The 16,687-nt window shown below is 61.0% G+C and carries 17 protein-coding genes; 13 read left to right on the top strand and 4 right to left on the bottom strand.

Features of this window, described 5'->3' with window-relative positions; genetic code table 11:
- Positions 1–47 precede the first annotated feature (47 nt).
- The gene (locus P3T18_RS03485) at positions 48–1,358 is read right to left on the bottom strand and encodes an NAD(P)/FAD-dependent oxidoreductase (protein WP_429298510.1); all 1,311 of its coding nucleotides are present in this window, start codon (positions 1,356–1,358) and stop codon (positions 48–50) included.
- Positions 1,359–1,841: a DUF3830 family protein gene (locus tag P3T18_RS03480; protein ID WP_429298509.1), complete on the bottom strand. Its 483-nt coding sequence runs from the start codon at positions 1,839–1,841 to the stop codon at positions 1,359–1,361.
- A gap of 278 nt (positions 1,842–2,119) precedes the next feature.
- Between P3T18_RS03480 and P3T18_RS03475 the strand changes: the two genes are divergently transcribed.
- From P3T18_RS03475 to P3T18_RS03445, 7 genes are all read left to right on the top strand, one after another.
- The gene (locus P3T18_RS03475) at positions 2,120–2,746 is read left to right on the top strand and encodes a redoxin domain-containing protein (protein WP_429298508.1); all 627 of its coding nucleotides are present in this window, start codon (positions 2,120–2,122) and stop codon (positions 2,744–2,746) included.
- Positions 2,747–2,763: 17 nt separating this feature from the next.
- On the top strand, positions 2,764–4,725 hold the full coding sequence (locus tag P3T18_RS03470; protein ID WP_429298507.1) for an alpha/beta hydrolase domain-containing protein: 1,962 nt from the start codon (positions 2,764–2,766) through the stop codon (positions 4,723–4,725).
- 42 nt (positions 4,726–4,767) lie between these two features.
- Positions 4,768–5,505 carry an SDR family NAD(P)-dependent oxidoreductase gene (locus P3T18_RS03465; RefSeq protein ID WP_429298506.1) on the top strand — a complete coding sequence of 246 codons (738 nt, stop codon included), beginning with the start codon at positions 4,768–4,770 and terminating at the stop codon, positions 5,503–5,505.
- A gap of 51 nt (positions 5,506–5,556) precedes the next feature.
- Positions 5,557–6,792: a dienelactone hydrolase family protein gene (locus P3T18_RS03460; RefSeq protein WP_429298505.1), complete on the top strand. Its 1,236-nt coding sequence runs from the start codon at positions 5,557–5,559 to the stop codon at positions 6,790–6,792.
- Positions 6,793–6,885: 93 nt separating this feature from the next.
- Positions 6,886–8,052 carry a pyridoxal phosphate-dependent aminotransferase gene (locus tag P3T18_RS03455; protein ID WP_429298504.1) on the top strand — a complete coding sequence of 389 codons (1,167 nt, stop codon included), beginning with the start codon at positions 6,886–6,888 and terminating at the stop codon, positions 8,050–8,052.
- Positions 8,053–8,071: 19 nt separating this feature from the next.
- Complete coding sequence (locus P3T18_RS03450; RefSeq protein ID WP_429298503.1) at positions 8,072–8,248, top strand: hypothetical protein; 177 nt, start codon at positions 8,072–8,074, stop codon at positions 8,246–8,248.
- A 114-nt stretch (positions 8,249–8,362) separates the two neighbouring features.
- Positions 8,363–9,067, top strand: a complete 705-nt coding sequence (locus P3T18_RS03445) for a GntR family transcriptional regulator (protein WP_429298502.1) — start codon at positions 8,363–8,365, stop codon at positions 9,065–9,067.
- A gap of 83 nt (positions 9,068–9,150) precedes the next feature.
- Here P3T18_RS03445 and P3T18_RS03440 read toward each other — a convergent pair whose 3' ends face one another.
- Together P3T18_RS03440 and P3T18_RS03435 are read right to left on the bottom strand one after the other, a co-directional pair.
- Entirely contained in the window at positions 9,151–10,269 is a 1,119-nt protein-coding gene (locus tag P3T18_RS03440; RefSeq protein WP_429298501.1) for a porin, read from the bottom strand.
- Positions 10,270–10,759: 490 nt separating this feature from the next.
- A complete protein-coding gene (locus P3T18_RS03435; RefSeq protein ID WP_429298500.1) occupies positions 10,760–11,647 on the bottom strand; it encodes an AraC family transcriptional regulator N-terminal domain-containing protein in 888 nt (295 codons plus the stop codon).
- Positions 11,648–11,781: 134 nt separating this feature from the next.
- On the opposite strand from P3T18_RS03435, the gene P3T18_RS03430 reads away from it, so the two are divergent.
- From P3T18_RS03430 to P3T18_RS03405, 6 genes are all read left to right on the top strand, one after another.
- Positions 11,782–12,525: an SDR family NAD(P)-dependent oxidoreductase gene (locus tag P3T18_RS03430; protein ID WP_429298499.1), complete on the top strand. Its 744-nt coding sequence runs from the start codon at positions 11,782–11,784 to the stop codon at positions 12,523–12,525.
- Between the two features lie 17 nt (positions 12,526–12,542).
- Positions 12,543–12,938, top strand: a complete 396-nt coding sequence (locus P3T18_RS03425) for a VOC family protein (protein ID WP_429298498.1) — start codon at positions 12,543–12,545, stop codon at positions 12,936–12,938.
- Between the two features lies 1 nt (position 12,939).
- A complete protein-coding gene (locus tag P3T18_RS03420; RefSeq protein ID WP_429298497.1) occupies positions 12,940–13,923 on the top strand; it encodes a saccharopine dehydrogenase family protein in 984 nt (327 codons plus the stop codon).
- Between the two features lie 10 nt (positions 13,924–13,933).
- Positions 13,934–14,260 (top strand): nuclear transport factor 2 family protein, encoded by a 327-nt coding sequence (locus P3T18_RS03415; protein ID WP_429298496.1) that lies wholly within the window; start codon positions 13,934–13,936, stop codon positions 14,258–14,260.
- 31 nt (positions 14,261–14,291) lie between these two features.
- Entirely contained in the window at positions 14,292–14,762 is a 471-nt protein-coding gene (locus tag P3T18_RS03410) for a nuclear transport factor 2 family protein (protein WP_429298495.1), read from the top strand.
- Between the two features lie 330 nt (positions 14,763–15,092).
- Positions 15,093–16,679, top strand: coding sequence for a methyl-accepting chemotaxis protein (locus P3T18_RS03405; RefSeq protein ID WP_429298494.1), 1,587 nt, complete (start codon positions 15,093–15,095; stop codon positions 16,677–16,679).
- Positions 16,680–16,687 lie beyond the last annotated feature (8 nt).

Genomic DNA, 16,687 nt, shown 5'->3' with positions numbered 1-16,687 from the left:
TGAAGATCTGAATACGCGCGCGTCAGATTGATATCGGCTGCGGGTGACTAGCGACGCATCGCGTCCTGCAAGATACCGACCGGCAACAGCAACTGCGGGGCGTAACGCGCGAACGCATGCGCCTTGATCGGCGCGGCGGACGTCATTGGGAGCGGCAAAATATCCGGATCGCGATCCACCACGTAGGACGCCAGACGCTGTCCCAGAGAAGTGGTCATTGCAATGCCGCGACCGTTGCATCCCAAAGGCGCGAACCAGTTTTTGCCGACCTCGAAAAGACGAGGCAGGAAGTCGGGCGTCAATGCCGCGCCGCCACTCCAGATGAAGTCGAATTTCACCTCGTCCAGCTGCGGGAAAATGCGTTCCATGCGCCGCGCCAGCGAGCGCAACAAACGCGGCTCCGCCAGCCATTGCGACACCGGCGCCATGCCGCCAGTCACGATTCGTCCGTCCGCCGTGAAGCGCACCGCGAACAGGTTGTTTCGCGTATCGGACAGCGCTTCGTCGCCTTTGAGCATCGAACGACGCACGTCGACGGGAATGATTTGCGTCGCCAGTTGAAACACGGTCAACGGTACGAAGCTGCGCGCAACGGCCGGCGTCAGCGGACGCGTACCCGCCTGCATCGCGTTCGTACATTGAAGGATGGTGTTGGCCGTCACCGAACCGTTCGGTGTGTGCACGACATGGCGACCGCCATTCGATTCGACGCGCGACACCGGAGACTCGCAGAAAAGCCGCACGCCCTTCTCCGCAGCCACGCGCGCCAACTCCTGCGTATAGCCGTATGGATTGAGGTGGCCACCGCTCGGGTCGTAAAGCGCGCCATGAAACGTCTTGCTGCCGATCCGTTCTCTCGCGGCGGCCGCATTGAGCCAGTGCGCCCGCGAACCCGCCCGCTGCCATGCGGTCACGCGCGACTGCAAGCCGTCCACCAGTTCCGCCGCGTGCGCGGGATTGATCCAGCCGCCCTGCACCGCGTCACATTTCAACTGATAGCGCTCTATCGTGTCGAACACGGTTTGCGCGCCGTCAGCGACGAGCCGCACCAGCTCCGGCCCATAGCGATCGCCGAGCAGCCTCACCACGTCGAGCGGACCCACACGCGGCAGGCTCGGGACAACCAGCCCGCCATTGCGGCCCGACGCCGCCGCGGCCGGATGTTCAGCCTCGACGACGGCCACGTTGACGCCTCGCACGGCCAGTTCGAGCGCCGCGTTGAGTCCCATGATGCCCGCGCCGATCACGACCACGTCGCAATCGATGTCCTTGTCAAGCCGTGAAAACGAAGCGAACGTACCGGCCGCGGTGGGCCAGTAGTTTTGCCGAAGCGCCCGCCCTGGAACATGCGAAGCCATTTACGCCCTCGACAGACTGAGCGTGCAGGCACCGGCACGGCGAATCGCCGCGCAGCCTTTCGCAAGCGCGTCGAGGTCATCACGATCGACGCGCGCCACGACGTTGCCCGCCAGCCAGCCGATCGGGAACAACATGCGACCGCCCGGACCGTAAAAGAAGCCGAGATCGAACACCGGCTGCGGATTGCCACCCCACATTTTTGCGGGAACGTAAGCGAGCACCAGGTCGCCCGCTTGCGGCGTGACCGTGGCGTTTTCCGGCGCCAACGCGCGAGCGTTGCGTTCCGGGTCGATCATATCGGTCGGGATCGGGCAGGAAATCTCCGGTCCGGTCCACATGGCGTGAATGGCCGGCATCTCGCGCGGCGTGGCCAGCAGGTCCCACAGGAATTCTGTGCTCTCCGGCGCCTGCTGCTCGAGCAATTGGAAACGGACCTGCAGACCGCTGCGCACTTCCGCCACGACGATGCTTCTGGAACTCATGGTTTCTCCACTTGATTTCACCTGTGCCGCTGGGTCGTCACCGTCCCCTGCTCACGATTGAAATCATTTGATCAAATAATTATTCATTGCGCAAGCGGTCATTTTTGAGCGTGCGCGATTGCCTCCCCGTTCACGTGGATCGCCAATAAATGGCTTGACAGGCCTTTTTTACCCAGCGAAACTCGCATCAACGATCATTTGATCAAATTATTTTCATCGTGATGGGTTAGCAGCGGCCTCACCCGGCCAGCCCTGAGCGACTGGACAGGACACTCCGCATGACGCTCTCCGTTGGATCCGTGTTGCCCGAGTTCGAAGCCGTATCGAGCCAAGGCCCCCTGAATTTTTCCGACTGGCTCGGCGACGGCTGGGCGCTCGTCTTCGCGTTCAAAGCCATGTCGCCGACCTGCAGCACCGAATTCGCCGCTCTGGAGCAATTGCACGCCGAATTCGAGCGCTGCGGCGCCCGCGTGCTCGGCGTGTCGGTCGATCAGCCGGACATGGTGTCGGCATGGCTCGGCGACTTGCGTGAAATGCTCGAATGCACGCCGTCGTTTGCGTTGATCAACGATCCGACCGGCGAGATTCCCGCACTGCTCGGCTTGCTCGACCCGCACGCATCGCAGGTCTCATTGCTGCGCTCGGCTCATCTGATTGCGCCGGATCGTCGTATCGCCATGACGCTCACGTATCCGGTGACGAACGGCCGCAGCTTCAGCGAAATCCTGCGGACGCTGAAAGCCGTGCAGCTCACTGCAAACAAGCGCGTTGCGACGTCCTCGACGTGGAACGACGGTGACCCGGTGATGCTGCCGCCGTCGCTCGCTCAGGACAAAGCGGAGCAGATGTACCCTGCCGGGGTGCAAGTACTGCGTCCCTATCTGCGTATCGTCGCGCAACCCTGAAGGCTGGAGAACCGTTAATGCCAGGCGTTAAAAAACTGGAAATCCTCTCGCGTCAGCCGGTATTCGACGGCATGACATTCGGCAAGGCCGGATGCGTCGGGAGTTATGAACTGCTCTCGGGACGCGCCCATTGCGAGATCGACCCGGACGCACCGCTCAACCGCGACATCGCCAACCTGGCACACGCGCCGCGCGCGGCAAACGGCCTGGTCGAATACAGCGTCGACTTTCATATCTACAAGCCCGTCGACCTCGCCCGCGGTAATGGCTGGATGTTTTACGAATGGCTCAATCGCGGCACGCAGCGTGGCGTCGTGCGGATCAACAACGCACCAGTGGTCGCGTTGCCGACGCAGCCTGGGGACATCGGCAACGGCTTTCTGATGCACGAAGGCTATTCGATCGTCTGGACCGCATGGCAAGGCAACGTCGAGCCCGGCGGCGGTCGTATGCTCGCGCAGTTCCCGGTCGCGACACACGACGGCGAACCGATTGTCGGTAAAGGCTGGGAAGAGTTCGTGCTCGACGCGCCCGACTCCATTCGCGGCGCAATCGTCCAGGAACTCGATCCGCACAGCTACGTGCTCACGTTGTCGTATCCGGCGGCCAGCACGGACGCGTCGCGCGCCACCCTCACCGCACGGCAGAACGAGCGTGACCCGCGCGTCGCGGCAACGGGAATCCAGTGGCGTTTTCTCGATCGCAACCGGATCCAGATCGACCGGCTGCCCGATTGCCAGCTCGACCGCGGCGCGATTTTCGAATTCATCTACGACGCACAAGACCCCGTCGTGATGGGCCTCGGCTATGCCAGCGTGCGCGATGTCATGGCGTTCCTCAAATACGAAACGCAGGACAGCGAAGGCACGCCGAATCCGCTCGCACCGGTCGGTGGTCAGTCGATGCATGCGCTAGGCTTCGGTCTGTCGCAAAGCGGACGCGTGCTGCGCGACTTCATCTATCAGGGATTCAACGAAAGCCTCGACTCGAAAATCGTTTTCGACGGCGCGGTGCCGATCATTTCCGGTTCACGCCGCGCCTGGGTCAACGCGCCGTTTTCGCAACCCGGCCGCTATTCGCGTCAGCACGAAGACCACAGCTTTCCCGGCGATCAATTTCCGTTCGCCTACCAGACGTTGAGCGATCCGATCAGCGGCCGGACCGACGGCATCTTTGCCAAGGCCCGCGCATCAGGCACGGTGCCCAAGCTGATGCACATGGACACGGACTCCGAAGTCTGGTCCGCTCGCGCGTCGCTGGTTGCCACCGACTGCGAAGGACGCGACCTGGCCGCCGATCCCGACGTACGGCTCTACCTGGTCACCGGAATTGCGCACGGCGATTACCCACTGCCGGGTTCACCGGTCGTGCAATACGCCACCAACCCGCTCACCTATGGCGCCACACTGCGCGCGTTGCTCGTCGCCATGCGCCGTTGGGTCGCCGAGGGCATCGAGCCGCCGGCAAGCGCATTTCCTTCGCATGCGAACGGTGGATGGTGGACCCTCGCGCAATTTGCTGAACATTTCGAAGACACGACGGGACTCGACGGTCCCGGCGTGATCAATGAACTCCGGCTGCTCGATCACAGCGTCGTGCCGCCGCGCGAAGGCGCGCGTTACCCGGTCTTCGTGCCTGCCGTCGATGAAGACGGCAACGGTTCGACCGGCATCCGGCATCCGTTTGTCGAAGTGCCGCTCGGGACCCATGCGGGCTGGGCATTGCGGGCAACCGGTTACGCGCCGGGCGGTTTGTACAGCGTCTATGGCTCGTACATTCCGTTCATACGCGACGGCGTGGCCAGCCCGCGTGATTTGCGAGCGTCGTTCGAGGCGCGCTACGGCAGCGAAGAGAACTGGCGCGAAGCACTGCTCGCGGCCGCGGCAAACCTGGTCGAACAACGCTGGATGCTGCCTGAAGATGCCGATTACCTCGCCGCGCAGCTCGCCGTCAGCGTCGACGTCTTTCACATCATCTGACGCCGACGCCATACCCGACCACCTTGACTCACCTTCCACACGATGACGATCGATAAACACACCGTCGCACTCGTAACCGGCGCCGATCGCGGCCTCGGCGCGAAATTCGTCGACATTCTGCTCGCGCGAGGCGCCGGAAAAGTTTATGCCGCCACGCGCCGGCCTGCCGCCGACGTGGCGCACCCCGACAGCCGCGTCGTGCCGATACAGCTCGACGTGACCGATCCGACGCAGGTCGAAACGGCCGCGCGCATCGCCGACGACGTCACCTTGCTGATCAACAACGCCGGCGTCAATGTCCAGGCAAGCGCGCTCTCGGCGACGCAACCCGACGACGCGCGCAGGGAGATGGAGGTCAATTATTTCGGCACGTTGTCCATGGCAAAGGCATTTTCGCCGCATCTGATCGCCTCGCGCGGCGCCATGGTCAACATTCTGTCGATCCTCGCGCGGGTCACGCTCGCGCCAATGACCACGCTGTGTGCGTCGAAGGCCGCCGCCTTGCGCTTGACCGAAGGTCTCGACGCGGAACTCGCGCCGCATGGAGTGCGTGTGTTCGCCGTCATGCCCGGCGCCATCGATACCGACATGAGCCGCGGTTACGAAGGCGACAAGCTGCCCACCGACGCAGTCGTGAATGCGACGCTCGACGCACTCGACGGCGGCGAGCGCGAAGTGTACGTCGGTCAGATGGCTAACGACGTTGCGCGGATGCTGGCAGCCGATCGCGCCACGATTCAGGCGCAGATCATCGGCGTACCGGCCACCACGGCCGACTGACGAAACGGCGCGAAGTACTTACAGGCATTCACGCGAATCGACGAGGGAAGAATGGGAAGTTTTATCGAAGTAGCGAGTCACGACGGCAAATCGTTTGCCGCCTACAAAGCCACCCCGGCTCAAGGTTCGGGACCGGGGCTGATTCTGTTGCAGGAAATTTTCGGCATCAACGACTATATGAAGTCGATGGCCGACCGCTTCGCCGAAGAAGGCTATGTCGTGCTGGTGCCGGATCTGTTCTGGCGTATGGAAGCCGGTGTCGTGCTCGGTTACGGTGAGCAGGATTTTGCGAAGGCGTTGCAATTCAACGAGAAGATCGACCTCGACCTCGCGGTGCGAGATGTCGAATCGACGATGACGGCTTTGCGTGCGCAAGCCGAACACGCGGGCAAAATCGGCGCCATCGGCTATTGCCTCGGCGGCAAGCTGGCGATGCTGGCCGCGGCGCGTACTTCGATCGACTGCGCGGTGAGCTACTACGGCGTTGCGCTCGACGCTTTTCTCGACGAAGTGCCGCGCATCCAGTGCCCGATGGTGTTTCACTTCGCCGGCGACGACGCGTTCTGCCCGCTCGACACGCGCGAGACGATCATGCGCGCGCTGGCGAGCCAGCCGCTGGTCGAGCAATATGTGTATCCCGGTTGCGATCATGCATTCGCGACACCCGAGCGCGAGCATTTCAACAAACCTGCCACGCTGATGGCTTATTCGAGAACGCTGGCCGTCTTGCGCAAAGTACTCGGCCCGGTTCACGATCTCGACGCGCTGTGGGAAAAGCACTGCTATTACGAGTTCGCCACGCGCGACTCGAACGCGATCATGCCGACCATGGTGGCCGAGCCGTACGTCAACCATGTACCGACGATGACCGGCGGCGTGGGTCACGACCAGCTCAAACGCTTTTATAAATATCACTTCGTCGACGCGAATCCTGCCGACACCCGACTTGTTCCCATCTCGCGCACGATCGGCACGGATCGTATCGTCGACGAATTCGTTTTCTGTGCGACGCATGATCGCGAGATCGACTGGCTGTTGCCGGGACTCGCGCCGACCGGCAAATACTTCGAGATTCCGATGCTGGCCGTCGTGTGCTTTCGCGGCGACAAGCTCTACAACGAGCACATCTACTGGGACCAGGCGTCGGTGCTGGTGCAGATCGGCGCACTCGATCCGACTGGCCTGCCCGTCGCCGGGATCGAGACGGCCCGCAAGATGATCGACGAGAGTCTGCCGACCAATACGCTGATGCCGAATTGGGCGAGCAGCGAAAACAAGCCCGTCTAATTTGTCGCCGGCACCGCTTCCTGCCTGATTTTCTCAACCCGGTTCGTACCCGCGCATTGTGCGGCGGCGGGTTGCAACGCCCTGGAACTGAATATGAAACTCGCTAAACGCATCACCGAAACGTCGAAGAAATCGTACGGCATGTACGAGAAAGCCCGCAATCTGCCGGGCGATACCACCGACCTGATTCACCTGGAACTCGGCTGCCCGCACGCAGACACGCCGCAGCCGATCAAGCAGGCCGCCGCAGACGCGCTGATGCGCGGCGAGGTGCATTACAGCGACATGCGCGGACTGCCCGCGCTGCGCGAAGCACTGGCCGGCAAACTGCGCGAATTCAACCGCCTCGACGTGACGTCCGACGATATTCTGGTCACCAACGGGCTCACCCACGCCTCGTTCGCCGCCTTTTTTGCGTTGATCGACGAAGGCGACGAAGTCATCCTGCTCGCGCCGTATTACCCGCAGCACATCGGCAAAATCGAGCTGGCAGGTGGCAAGCCGGTGATCGTCGATCTGGACCGCGCTAACAATTTTTCAATCGACGCCGCCGCGATCGAAGCCGCCATCACGCCGCGTACCAAGGCGATCGTGATCGTCAATCCCGCCAATCCGACCGGCCGCGTCTACAGCCGCGACGAGTTGCAAGCTCTGGCGGATGTCGCCATTCGCCACGATCTCGTGGTGCTCTCCGATGAAGTCTACGAAGAGATCGTCTACGACGACGCGAAGCACATCAGCATCGGCTCGATTCCCGGCATGAAGGAACGCACGATCTCGATGTTTGCGTTCACCAAGTCGTTCGCGATGGACGGCTGGCGTATCGGCTTCATGGCCGCGCCCGCCGATGTGATGCCGGGTCTGCTGAAAATCACCGCCAATGACGTCACGCACGTCAATACCTTCATTCAGGCCGGCGCGCTGGCCGCCGTGACCGGCGAGCGCAGCGTGCTCGCGCAACTGGTGAACGACGACAAAGCCAAGCGCGACATCGTGGTGGACGCCCTCAATACGATGCGCAATGTCACGTGCGTTCGTCCTGAAGGCACGATCTACGCGTTCCCTGACATCACCGCGACGGGGTTGAGCGCGCAGGAGTGCGCGGATCGCATTCTCGTCGAAGCGCGCGTGGTCGTGGAGGCCGGCAGCTTCTACGGTCATGCCGGCGAAGGCCATTTGCGCGTGTGTTTTGGTTCGGAATCGGAGGAACGGATTGTTGAAGCGATGGCGCGCTTGAAAGCGTTCTTCGACGCCCTGTAAGCCACGTCGATCAGGCACCTTGCTGATTCGCCTGACAAGACAGCGAAATAAAAGCAGCCCGACCGGTGCAAACCGCTCGGGCTGCTTCCGTTTTGACACGGCCCTGCCGGCAGTCGATACGGCGACCGGCATCGACCGGAAACGGGTGAAAGATTCTGGCGATTTATATTCTGATCAGAACGACATTTTCCCCTGATTTATTTCGGCGAGTGATAGTTGATGGTGCGCCGATGCCCCAGTCTGGTACGCCCAATTTACGCGCGAAATGATAAGATTCAATGAGATTTGATCTAACGATCACGGAGTAATCATGACTGACCAGATCCAGCGCGTCGTGAAGCGATCGACGATGCAGGAGTCGATTTACGCGCAACTGCGCACCTCGCTGATGCAGGGGCGCTTCGAACCTGGCACCCAACTCACCGTCGCCACGCTCGCCGAAGGCTTTGGCTCGAGCGCAATGCCCGTGCGCGAGGCGCTACGGCAACTCGTGGTCGAGAATGGTTTGGTGGCGCTGCCGAACGGCACGATCCAGGTGCCGGAAGTCAGCAAGAAGCATCTACAGGACGTCTGCGAAGCCCGTATCGCGCTCGAAGGACTGGCTACCGAGATGGCCTGTGCGCACGCGGACGAAACCGTTGTGCGCAAGCTGAAGCGGTTGATTGCGGAGCACGAGCTTGCCATCAAGCACGACGGCATTCACGAGAGCCTCGTCAAGAATCAGGAGTTTCACTTTCTGATTTATCGGCTTTCGGGCTCTACCGTTCTGCCGCAATTGATCGAGACGGTCTGGCTGCAATGTGGGCCTTACATGCGCGTGATTACCGAAGAGGTCGAGCGCAATCAGGAAGTGCCGTACAACACGGCCGGAACGAATTATCACCACGTCGTGGTCGAGGCCATCGAAAAACACGATGCCGCTTCCGCCCGTGAGGCGATGGAAAAAGACATTCGCCTGTCGTTCGATTTTCTACTCGATATTTTGCATCGACGCGAGACCATCGTCTCGGCTTGAGCGGCTGCGGGAGCAGCCGGTAGATCACACATCACATCGAGCGGTGCGTATGGCGGAGCGCAATGTCCGCCATACATCCTGCCTTAGAACTTGTGGCGAATGCCGAGGTCTGCAACGACCTGATTGGCGTTCGACGAAGTACCGATTCCAATGATCGACGCCCGCGCGTTGTTGCCTTGAGCGTGCTCGGCCAGCAACATGGCGTAGACGTCAGTGCGCTTGGACAGCGCGTAATCGAGTGTCGTGCTGACCTGATGCAGTTTCGTCGCGCCTACCGCAGTCATGGTGTAACCGGCCGCGGCCTGCAACGCCGGCGTGAAGTAATACGTGAAGCCGACCTGGCCGTTCCGGAACATCACGTTCTCGATGTCCTTACCCCGAATGCCCGCGTACAAAGCCTGCGTGTACATCGCGTAGACGAACGTGCGGCTGAACTTATAGCTCGTTGCAATACCCATCGTGCGCAGATAGCTGCCGCCCACCTTGACCGTGCCGGTCGGCATGCCCGTCAGCGACGAAATATCGAGCGCAGACGCCGAACCGGCCACTTCCGTATAGGCCGCCGCAACATTCCAGGGACCGGCGTTGTACGTGGCCGAATAGCTGTACGCACGCCCTTCGCCGTTGATATCGCCGGCCAGGTTGGAAAAGCCGTACATCGCGCCGAACTGGAAACCCGACCAGACCGGCGTCATGTACTGCACCGAATTCGCGAGGCGCAAGGAATTCGCGCGGTCGTTGGCGAACGGGTGATCGGAGTACTGGCCGAGCAGCCACGTCGACGTTTCGTACATGCCCAACGTCGCGCCCATGTAGTCGTACTGATTACCCATCGTGAGCGTGCCGTAGCGGTTGTCTTTCAGGCCGACATAGGCTTGCCGCCCGAACAGCTTGCCGCCTTGCCCGAACGCGCCAGTGCTCGTGCTGAAGCCGTTCTCCAGCACGAAGATCGCGCTCGTGCCGCCGCCCAGATTTTCCGTGCCCCGAAAGCCAACACGGTCAGCCTGCATCACGGACGTGCTCTGGAAATACTGAGTTTTGCCGCCGACGTTGCTGACGTAGCCAACACCTGCATCCACGATGCCGTACAACGTGACGGAGCTCTGTGCATGAGCCACGCCTGCGAAGGCGAGCGTCGCAGCGACCGCGACGTTTGTTCGAAACAGCACAGGCAGGCGGCGTGAGGCGGAGCGTGTAGTCATGATCTGAGGCTTTCGAAAGAATTGGGCTGGTGGATTCCGGCTGCCAATCGCCGGAAATCTTGTTTTGATCAAATTATCATTTGATGATGCCAATTGTTTTTGGGCCAAAATCCTTTGTCAAGATTATTTGTGGCGTGGCTGAGTTGAGGTGTTGCGAGGGCGTAACTCGACGGGATGGCTCGACGCGGCGAGATGCGTTGGCATCGCCGCGATTGCATGTCCGCGGGACTTAGGCGCACGGGCGGTGTCGGTTGCGCCGTGCGTTTTCGGGAATGGGAATACGGATGGGGAAGCGTGACGGGCGCGAAAGCCTGCGAGCCTGTAAGTTCGGCGTCGTGGCGCGCCGCCCTCTTCATCGAACGTTCGTGCATCTCCGTCGACTCAGGAGACTTTTGGCGCAACACGCCGATGCCGGCGCTTCCATCAGGAACGCGCGGGGACATCCGACGCGTGGGCGAAGATCACCAAAGCAAGAGTCTCAGCACGCCCTCTATGCGCCCCTAAGCTCCTGCGTAGCTTTCGCGAGGTCTCTGGAGGGAGGCAGGCCGAACAGTCGCGCATATTCCCGGCTGAACTGGTTCGGGCTCTCGTAGCCCACGCTGAACGCAATCGACGTCGCGCTGCCCTGACCCGAGATGAGTTGCGACCGCGCGTGCAATAGCCGGATACGCTTCTGATACTGCAGCGGACTCAACGCCGTCACCGCCTTGAAATGGCGATGAAACGCCGACACGCTCAACGCGGCCATCTCGGCCAGCGTCTCCACCCTTATCTCCTCGGTGAAGTTGCGGCGTATCCAGTTGATTGCGACGCCGATGCGCGAAAGCGCCGTGTCCGGCGATGCGATGTCGCGCAACATCCAGCCCAGCGGGCCCTGCAGCACGCGGAACAGAATTTCCCGTTCGTAAGCGGCCGCGAGCACCGCGATCTCGTCCGGCCGCTCGATGAGCCGGAGCATTCGAATCCACGCGTCGAGCAGTTCGTCGTTGACCGGCGCAACCGAGAATCCCGAATCGAACAGCGTGCTGCAAACCTGCACCGGCAAGTCGCGGATAAGCGTCGCGACAATCGTGGGGTCGAGCGTCAGGCTGACTGCAAGATAGGGCTCGCCTGTCGCGGCCGGATGCACTGAGCCAACAGCCGGCAGATCCACCGACATGACGAAATAGGTTGCCGGGTCATAGCGGAAGGTCCGGTCGCCGACCGTCATCGTCTTGGAGCCCGTCAGGATGAGATTGATCATCGGATCGTAGACGGCGGCGAGCAGATGTTCCGGGATTTCCCCCTGAACCATGGCGACACGCGGGATGCCGGTTTCCGTACGCCTGTTCTCGGCTCCGGCGGCCAGTGCTCTCAGTTCTTGCAGTTGCTGTTCCATGGTCCGACGCTAACAGAGGCACTGAGGCCATGCAACGCAAAAGCAGAAATAGGCAAATTTGAAGGAGGAACGGGTGAGTGCGCGTTGGGCGATCGCCGTATCTTCATTCTCACCCGACACACAGGAGAGAACGCATGAAGATTGTCATCGTGACAGGCGGAAGCCGTGGCCTTGGGGCCAGCACCGCGCTCGAATGCGCCCGACGCGGCATGGGCGTGATCGTCACCTACAACCTCAATCCGGAGAAGGCAGCAGACGTCGTGAAGGCCATCGAGGGAATCAGCGGCACGGCAGTCGCGCTGAAACTCGACGTCGGCAATAGCCAATCTTTTCCGGCGTTCCGCGAAGCCGTTTCCAGACAACTCGACACGATCTGGCACAGGAAAATGTTCGACTTCCTGGTCAACAACGCCGGCTTTGGACTCTACGCGCCAATTTCCGATGTCACCGAGGCGCAGTTCGACGGACTGTTCGATGTTCATCTCAAGGGGCCGTTCTTCCTGACTCAAACGCTTCTTCCGCTGATTGAAGACGGCGGCCACGTGATCAACGTCACCAGTGCGACGAGCCGCGTCGCCACCGCCGGTGTCGCGCCATACGCCGCGTTCAAGGGCGGCCTGCAAGTTCTGACACGCTATATGGCGAAGGAATTCGCCGAGCGCCGCATCAGGGCGAACTCCATCGCACCGGGCGCGATCCGCACCGAGTTGGGTGGTGGATTGAACGATGAATTCGAAGCGATCCTTGCCGCGCAAACAGCGCTTGGCCGGGTCGGCGAACCGGATGATGTGGGTGGTGTCATCGCCAGTCTGCTGTCCGAAGAGAACCGTTGGATCAACGCCCAGAACATCGAAGTAGCCGGCGGCTACCTCATCTAAAGACAGGAGCGCGCAACATGCTCGACCACGTTTTCCTATCCGTCAGCGATATCGCTCGCTCGATTGCGTTCTACGAAATGGCGCTGGCACCGCTCGGCATCACCCATACGATCGACTACGACGGCCGGCAAGGACCCCCAGGCCATCCCGACCTCAAAGGCTTCGGCGCCAACGGCCGTGTGTTCTTCTGGCTGCGCGAAGGAACGGTCGAAGGCCGTGCCGCTCACGTTGGATTCGTCGCAGATAACAAGCGCGAAGTCGATGCGGCCTTTGCGGCGGCCATGGCCGCGGGCGCTAGCGAAATCCATCCGCCCGGCGCGCAGCTTCACTATGACCCGCGCTATTACGCGGCACAGGTTCGCGACCCGGACGGCTACAGCCTCGAATTCGTCTACAAGGAATGGCAGCACTGACATGAAGAATCTCATGATTTACGGCGCGACCGGCTACACCGGCCGCATGGCGGCAGAAAATGCCCTGGCAGCGGGCACCCCGCTTATCCTCGCCGGGCGTAACGAAGCGGCGCTCGTTACGCTCGCCGCGCGCCTCGGCGTGGCATATCGGGTATTCGCACTCGACGACATCGCAGTGCTTGATCGATCACTGGGTGACGTCGACGCACTTCTGAACTGCGCGGGGCCGTTCGCCAGAACCGCCGATATCTTGATGAGGGCCTGCATTTGCAACGGCGTCGACTATCTCGACATCGCCGCGGAGCTTGACGGCTACCGCTTGGCGGAAGCGCTGCACGGCGAGGCCGAGGCTGCGAGCGTCATGCTTCTGCCCGGCAGCGGCGGCAGTGTCGCGATGCTCGGCTGTCTTGCCGGACATGCGATTGCGAGAACCCGGAATCCTGCCAATATCAGAGTGGCCTTGCATGTCTCGGGCGGCTTGTCCCGAGGCTCGGCGGTCAGCGCGATGGAGAGCGTCACCGCGGAAACATTGGCACGTGTCGATGGAAAACTCGTCGCTCGGACTGCTGGTGCCACCCGCCAATTCGACTTCGGAAACGGCGCAGTGGATTGCTTTCAGGTCACGCTGCCCGATCTGATCACAATCTGGCGCTCGACGAAAGTGCCGGACGTCGAGACATTCGTCCACGTCACCGGCGACGGATTTCCGCAAGGCGATCTCTCCGAGCTTCCTGACGGACCGAGCGAACAGGAGCGACTGGCCAACCGCTATCGGGCTGTGGTCGAGGTCACTCAAACAAACGGTGAAGTTGTGCGATCGCTTCTCGATACGGTCAACGGCTACACATTCACCGCGATCGCTGCCGCCGAGGCTGGCCGTCTCGTACTTGCCGGCGAAACGCGTGCAGGCTTCCAGACTCCGGCGACGCTGTTTGGAAACGGCTTTGCGGAGACGATTGCCGACACCACCATCGTCGACATCTGAGGAGCATTCTGTGGAGAAACTCGTATCCGTATTTATCCAGACCGCCAACGCCTTCGACGTCGAAGGTGCGTTAGCCCTCTTCGCGTCTGATGCAGTGATCGACGACGTTTCGGTTGGCGACGCCTTTGTCGGCATCGAAGGTATTCGCCTTTATTTCGAGCAGTTTTTCGTTGGCTATAAAACCGTCAGCAAGCTTCTGTCGCTCGAACACCTGGACGACTCGACTGCCGTTGCTCGCCTGGATTTCACGGGCGATTTCGGTCACGAGATCGGGACGCTCAAGATCGCAATCAACGCCGACGGTCTCATCGAACGTATTGACGCTGATCTCGAATAGCTCACAAACGCAACACCATTGGACACTATCCATGACCCTGTCACCCTCGCAAGCCATTGAAGCCGCAGACAAGCTGGCGGTCGTCGATGCACTTTATCGCTTTGCTGCCGGCATCGATCTTCGCGACGCGAGCCTTCTCGCCTCCTCTCTCGCAGAGAACGCCGTGTCGGACTTTCGTGCAGCGGCTGCCAAAGCGGGCTTCGACTATCCGGTTATCGAGGGCAGAGACGTTATCGTTGCAGCTCTTACGGCCTCGCTCGCGTCGCTGGAAACTACGCATTCCGTGAACAATCCACGCGTGACGATCGACGGTGACACCGCGCGTCTGGATGCACTCGTGGAAGCTCAACACGTCCCACGAAACGATTCCTCCCGGCATTACCTCATGAAGAACCGGTACGACGTCGAGCTAACAAGAGAAGACGGTGTGTGGGTTATTACACGGAATACCGTCGACAACATCTGGCGTTCCGGCGATCCAACCGTGCTTTCAGTCGTATAGCGCTTGCTATTGGAAGATTTCGCGGCGGTTCGAGTTGTCGTTTTGCAAAGACCGACACGCCGCGAATTCAATTCGACGCAAGCCTGCAATCTGCATGCGAAAATCATCTGACGAATGGTCTTTTTCTAGCCATACATAAATTTAATTGCGCGCAAACCTTTGCGTCCGCCTGCGCCGCGTTTTGTCCCCTTCAGTCAAGCAATTGCCCGCCGTTATGCGAGATGTATGCGTGGAAAATCCGGTCGTTGCGTAGTCAACCGCAAGCCTTCCGGTCTACTCGACGCCCTGAATCTCTTACTCACGCACCTCGACGAGCGACTGGAGTTGAATATGAATCTCGGCAATCTGTCAGTGAAGGCAAAACTCACGGGAACATTTAGCGTGCTTGCCGTCATTGTTCTGATTGCGTCGGCCATTTCGCTGAAGGCACTCAACGACGCCAACGACCGTTTCGCAAATTTCGTGTCAGGCGTCAACGCCCGAGTGAGGATGTCTGCGCAGGTTCGAACCGCAGTCGACCGACGGGCGATTGCCGCTCGCAACATGGCGCTAGTAACCACGCCCGGCGATTTCGACCTGGAACGCGCGGCCGAAGCGCAGGCCCAGGCGGATGTGCAATCGAACCTCGCGAAGCTGACCTCGATGGTTTCGTCCGCAACCGACGCGACTGACACGACCCGCAGCCTTATCGCCGAGATCAACCGGGTCGAAGCCGCGTATGCACCCGTCGCCAACGCGATCGTCGCGCTCGCCGTTGCGGGCAAGCGCGACGAGGCAGTGAAGAAAATCGACGACGACTGTCGCCCGCTACTCGCAGCGCTCGTCAAAGCGACCGACAGTTATGCGCAATACACGCGCGAGCGTGAAGACGAACTCGTGCTAAACGCGGAAAGCAACTACGAGACGCAACGGTATGTGCTGATCGCTATCAGCATGGCCGCTGTCGCCATGGCGATCGCGGCGGGTCTCGTCATCACGCGAGGATTGCTGCGTGCCCTCGGCGCCGAGCCGGCTGCTTTGGGCAAGGTCAGTCAACGGGTGGCCGCGGGCGATCTGAGTGCCATCGCAGGCGCGAGCCAGGCGCCTGTCGGCAGCGTACTTGCTTCAATGGGCGAGATGCAGAGCAGTCTCGTCAACCTGATCGGGCAGGTCCGCGCCGCCGCTGACAGCATCGCGACCGGCTCCAGCCAGATTGCGTCGGGCAATGTCGATCTTTCGTCGCGGACCGAACAGCAGGCCGCCTCGCTGCAGGAAACCGCATCGAGCATGGAAGAACTGACTTCCACGGTGAAGCAGAATGCCGAGAACGCACAGCAGGCCAGTTCCCTCTCCGCCAACGCATCCGAAGTGGCGCTCAAGGGTAACGAGGTGGTCGGTCAGGTCGTCGGGACGATGGGCGAAATCACCACGAGTTCGACCAAGATTGCGGAAATCACGGGAATTATCGAAGGCATCGCATTCCAGACCAACATCCTCGCGCTGAACGCGGCGGTCGAGGCAGCACGCGCCGGCGAACAGGGACGCGGATTTGCGGTGGTCGCTAGCGAGGTCCGCAGTCTCGCGCAGCGTTCGTCCAGTGCGGCGAAGGAGATCAAGGAACTGATCAACGCCTCGGTTCAGAAAATCCAGGACGGCTCGCTGCTCGCGAATCAGGCCGGACAGACGATGTCGGAGATCACGCAGGCCGTTGCCCGGGTGACCGGCATCATGGGCGAAATCGCCGCTGCGTCGACGGAACAAAGCAAGGGCATCGAACAGGTCGGTCAGTCGATCGCGCAAATGGACGAGGTCACGCAGCAGAACGCCGCGCTCGTCGAGGAAGCAGCCGCCGCCTCGAAAGCGCTGGAAGATCAGGGCCAGCAACTGAATCAGGCTATCGCGTTCTTCCGGATGGAATCGGACGCCGTGCGTACGTGAGTGGTGGT

The organism is Paraburkholderia sp. GAS199 (genome assembly GCF_050436585.1).
Taxonomy (GTDB): Bacteria; Pseudomonadota; Gammaproteobacteria; order Burkholderiales; family Burkholderiaceae; genus Paraburkholderia.
This window is presented reverse-complemented; position numbering and strand designations above follow the sequence as displayed.

What these genes read in the sequence shown, in the direction of transcription:
- P3T18_RS03485 (WP_429298510.1), bottom strand. Translation starts at nt 1,358, where the DNA reads ATGGCTTCGCATGTTCCAGGGCGGGCGCTTCGGCAAAACTACTGGCCC.
- P3T18_RS03475 (WP_429298508.1), top strand. Translation starts at nt 2,120, where the DNA reads ATGACGCTCTCCGTTGGATCCGTGTTGCCCGAGTTCGAAGCCGTATCG.
- P3T18_RS03480 (WP_429298509.1), bottom strand. Translation starts at nt 1,841, where the DNA reads ATGAGTTCCAGAAGCATCGTCGTGGCGGAAGTGCGCAGCGGTCTGCAG.
- P3T18_RS03455 (WP_429298504.1), top strand. Translation starts at nt 6,886, where the DNA reads ATGAAACTCGCTAAACGCATCACCGAAACGTCGAAGAAATCGTACGGC.
- P3T18_RS03410 (WP_429298495.1), top strand. Translation starts at nt 14,292, where the DNA reads ATGACCCTGTCACCCTCGCAAGCCATTGAAGCCGCAGACAAGCTGGCG.
- P3T18_RS03460 (WP_429298505.1), top strand. Translation starts at nt 5,557, where the DNA reads ATGGGAAGTTTTATCGAAGTAGCGAGTCACGACGGCAAATCGTTTGCC.
- P3T18_RS03440 (WP_429298501.1), bottom strand. Translation starts at nt 10,269, where the DNA reads ATGACTACACGCTCCGCCTCACGCCGCCTGCCTGTGCTGTTTCGAACA.
- P3T18_RS03435 (WP_429298500.1), bottom strand. Translation starts at nt 11,647, where the DNA reads ATGGAACAGCAACTGCAAGAACTGAGAGCACTGGCCGCCGGAGCCGAG.
- P3T18_RS03465 (WP_429298506.1), top strand. Translation starts at nt 4,768, where the DNA reads ATGACGATCGATAAACACACCGTCGCACTCGTAACCGGCGCCGATCGC.
- P3T18_RS03420 (WP_429298497.1), top strand. Translation starts at nt 12,940, where the DNA reads ATGAAGAATCTCATGATTTACGGCGCGACCGGCTACACCGGCCGCATG.
- P3T18_RS03430 (WP_429298499.1), top strand. Translation starts at nt 11,782, where the DNA reads ATGAAGATTGTCATCGTGACAGGCGGAAGCCGTGGCCTTGGGGCCAGC.
- P3T18_RS03425 (WP_429298498.1), top strand. Translation starts at nt 12,543, where the DNA reads ATGCTCGACCACGTTTTCCTATCCGTCAGCGATATCGCTCGCTCGATT.
- P3T18_RS03470 (WP_429298507.1), top strand. Translation starts at nt 2,764, where the DNA reads ATGCCAGGCGTTAAAAAACTGGAAATCCTCTCGCGTCAGCCGGTATTC.
- P3T18_RS03445 (WP_429298502.1), top strand. Translation starts at nt 8,363, where the DNA reads ATGACTGACCAGATCCAGCGCGTCGTGAAGCGATCGACGATGCAGGAG.
- P3T18_RS03405 (WP_429298494.1), top strand. Translation starts at nt 15,093, where the DNA reads ATGAATCTCGGCAATCTGTCAGTGAAGGCAAAACTCACGGGAACATTT.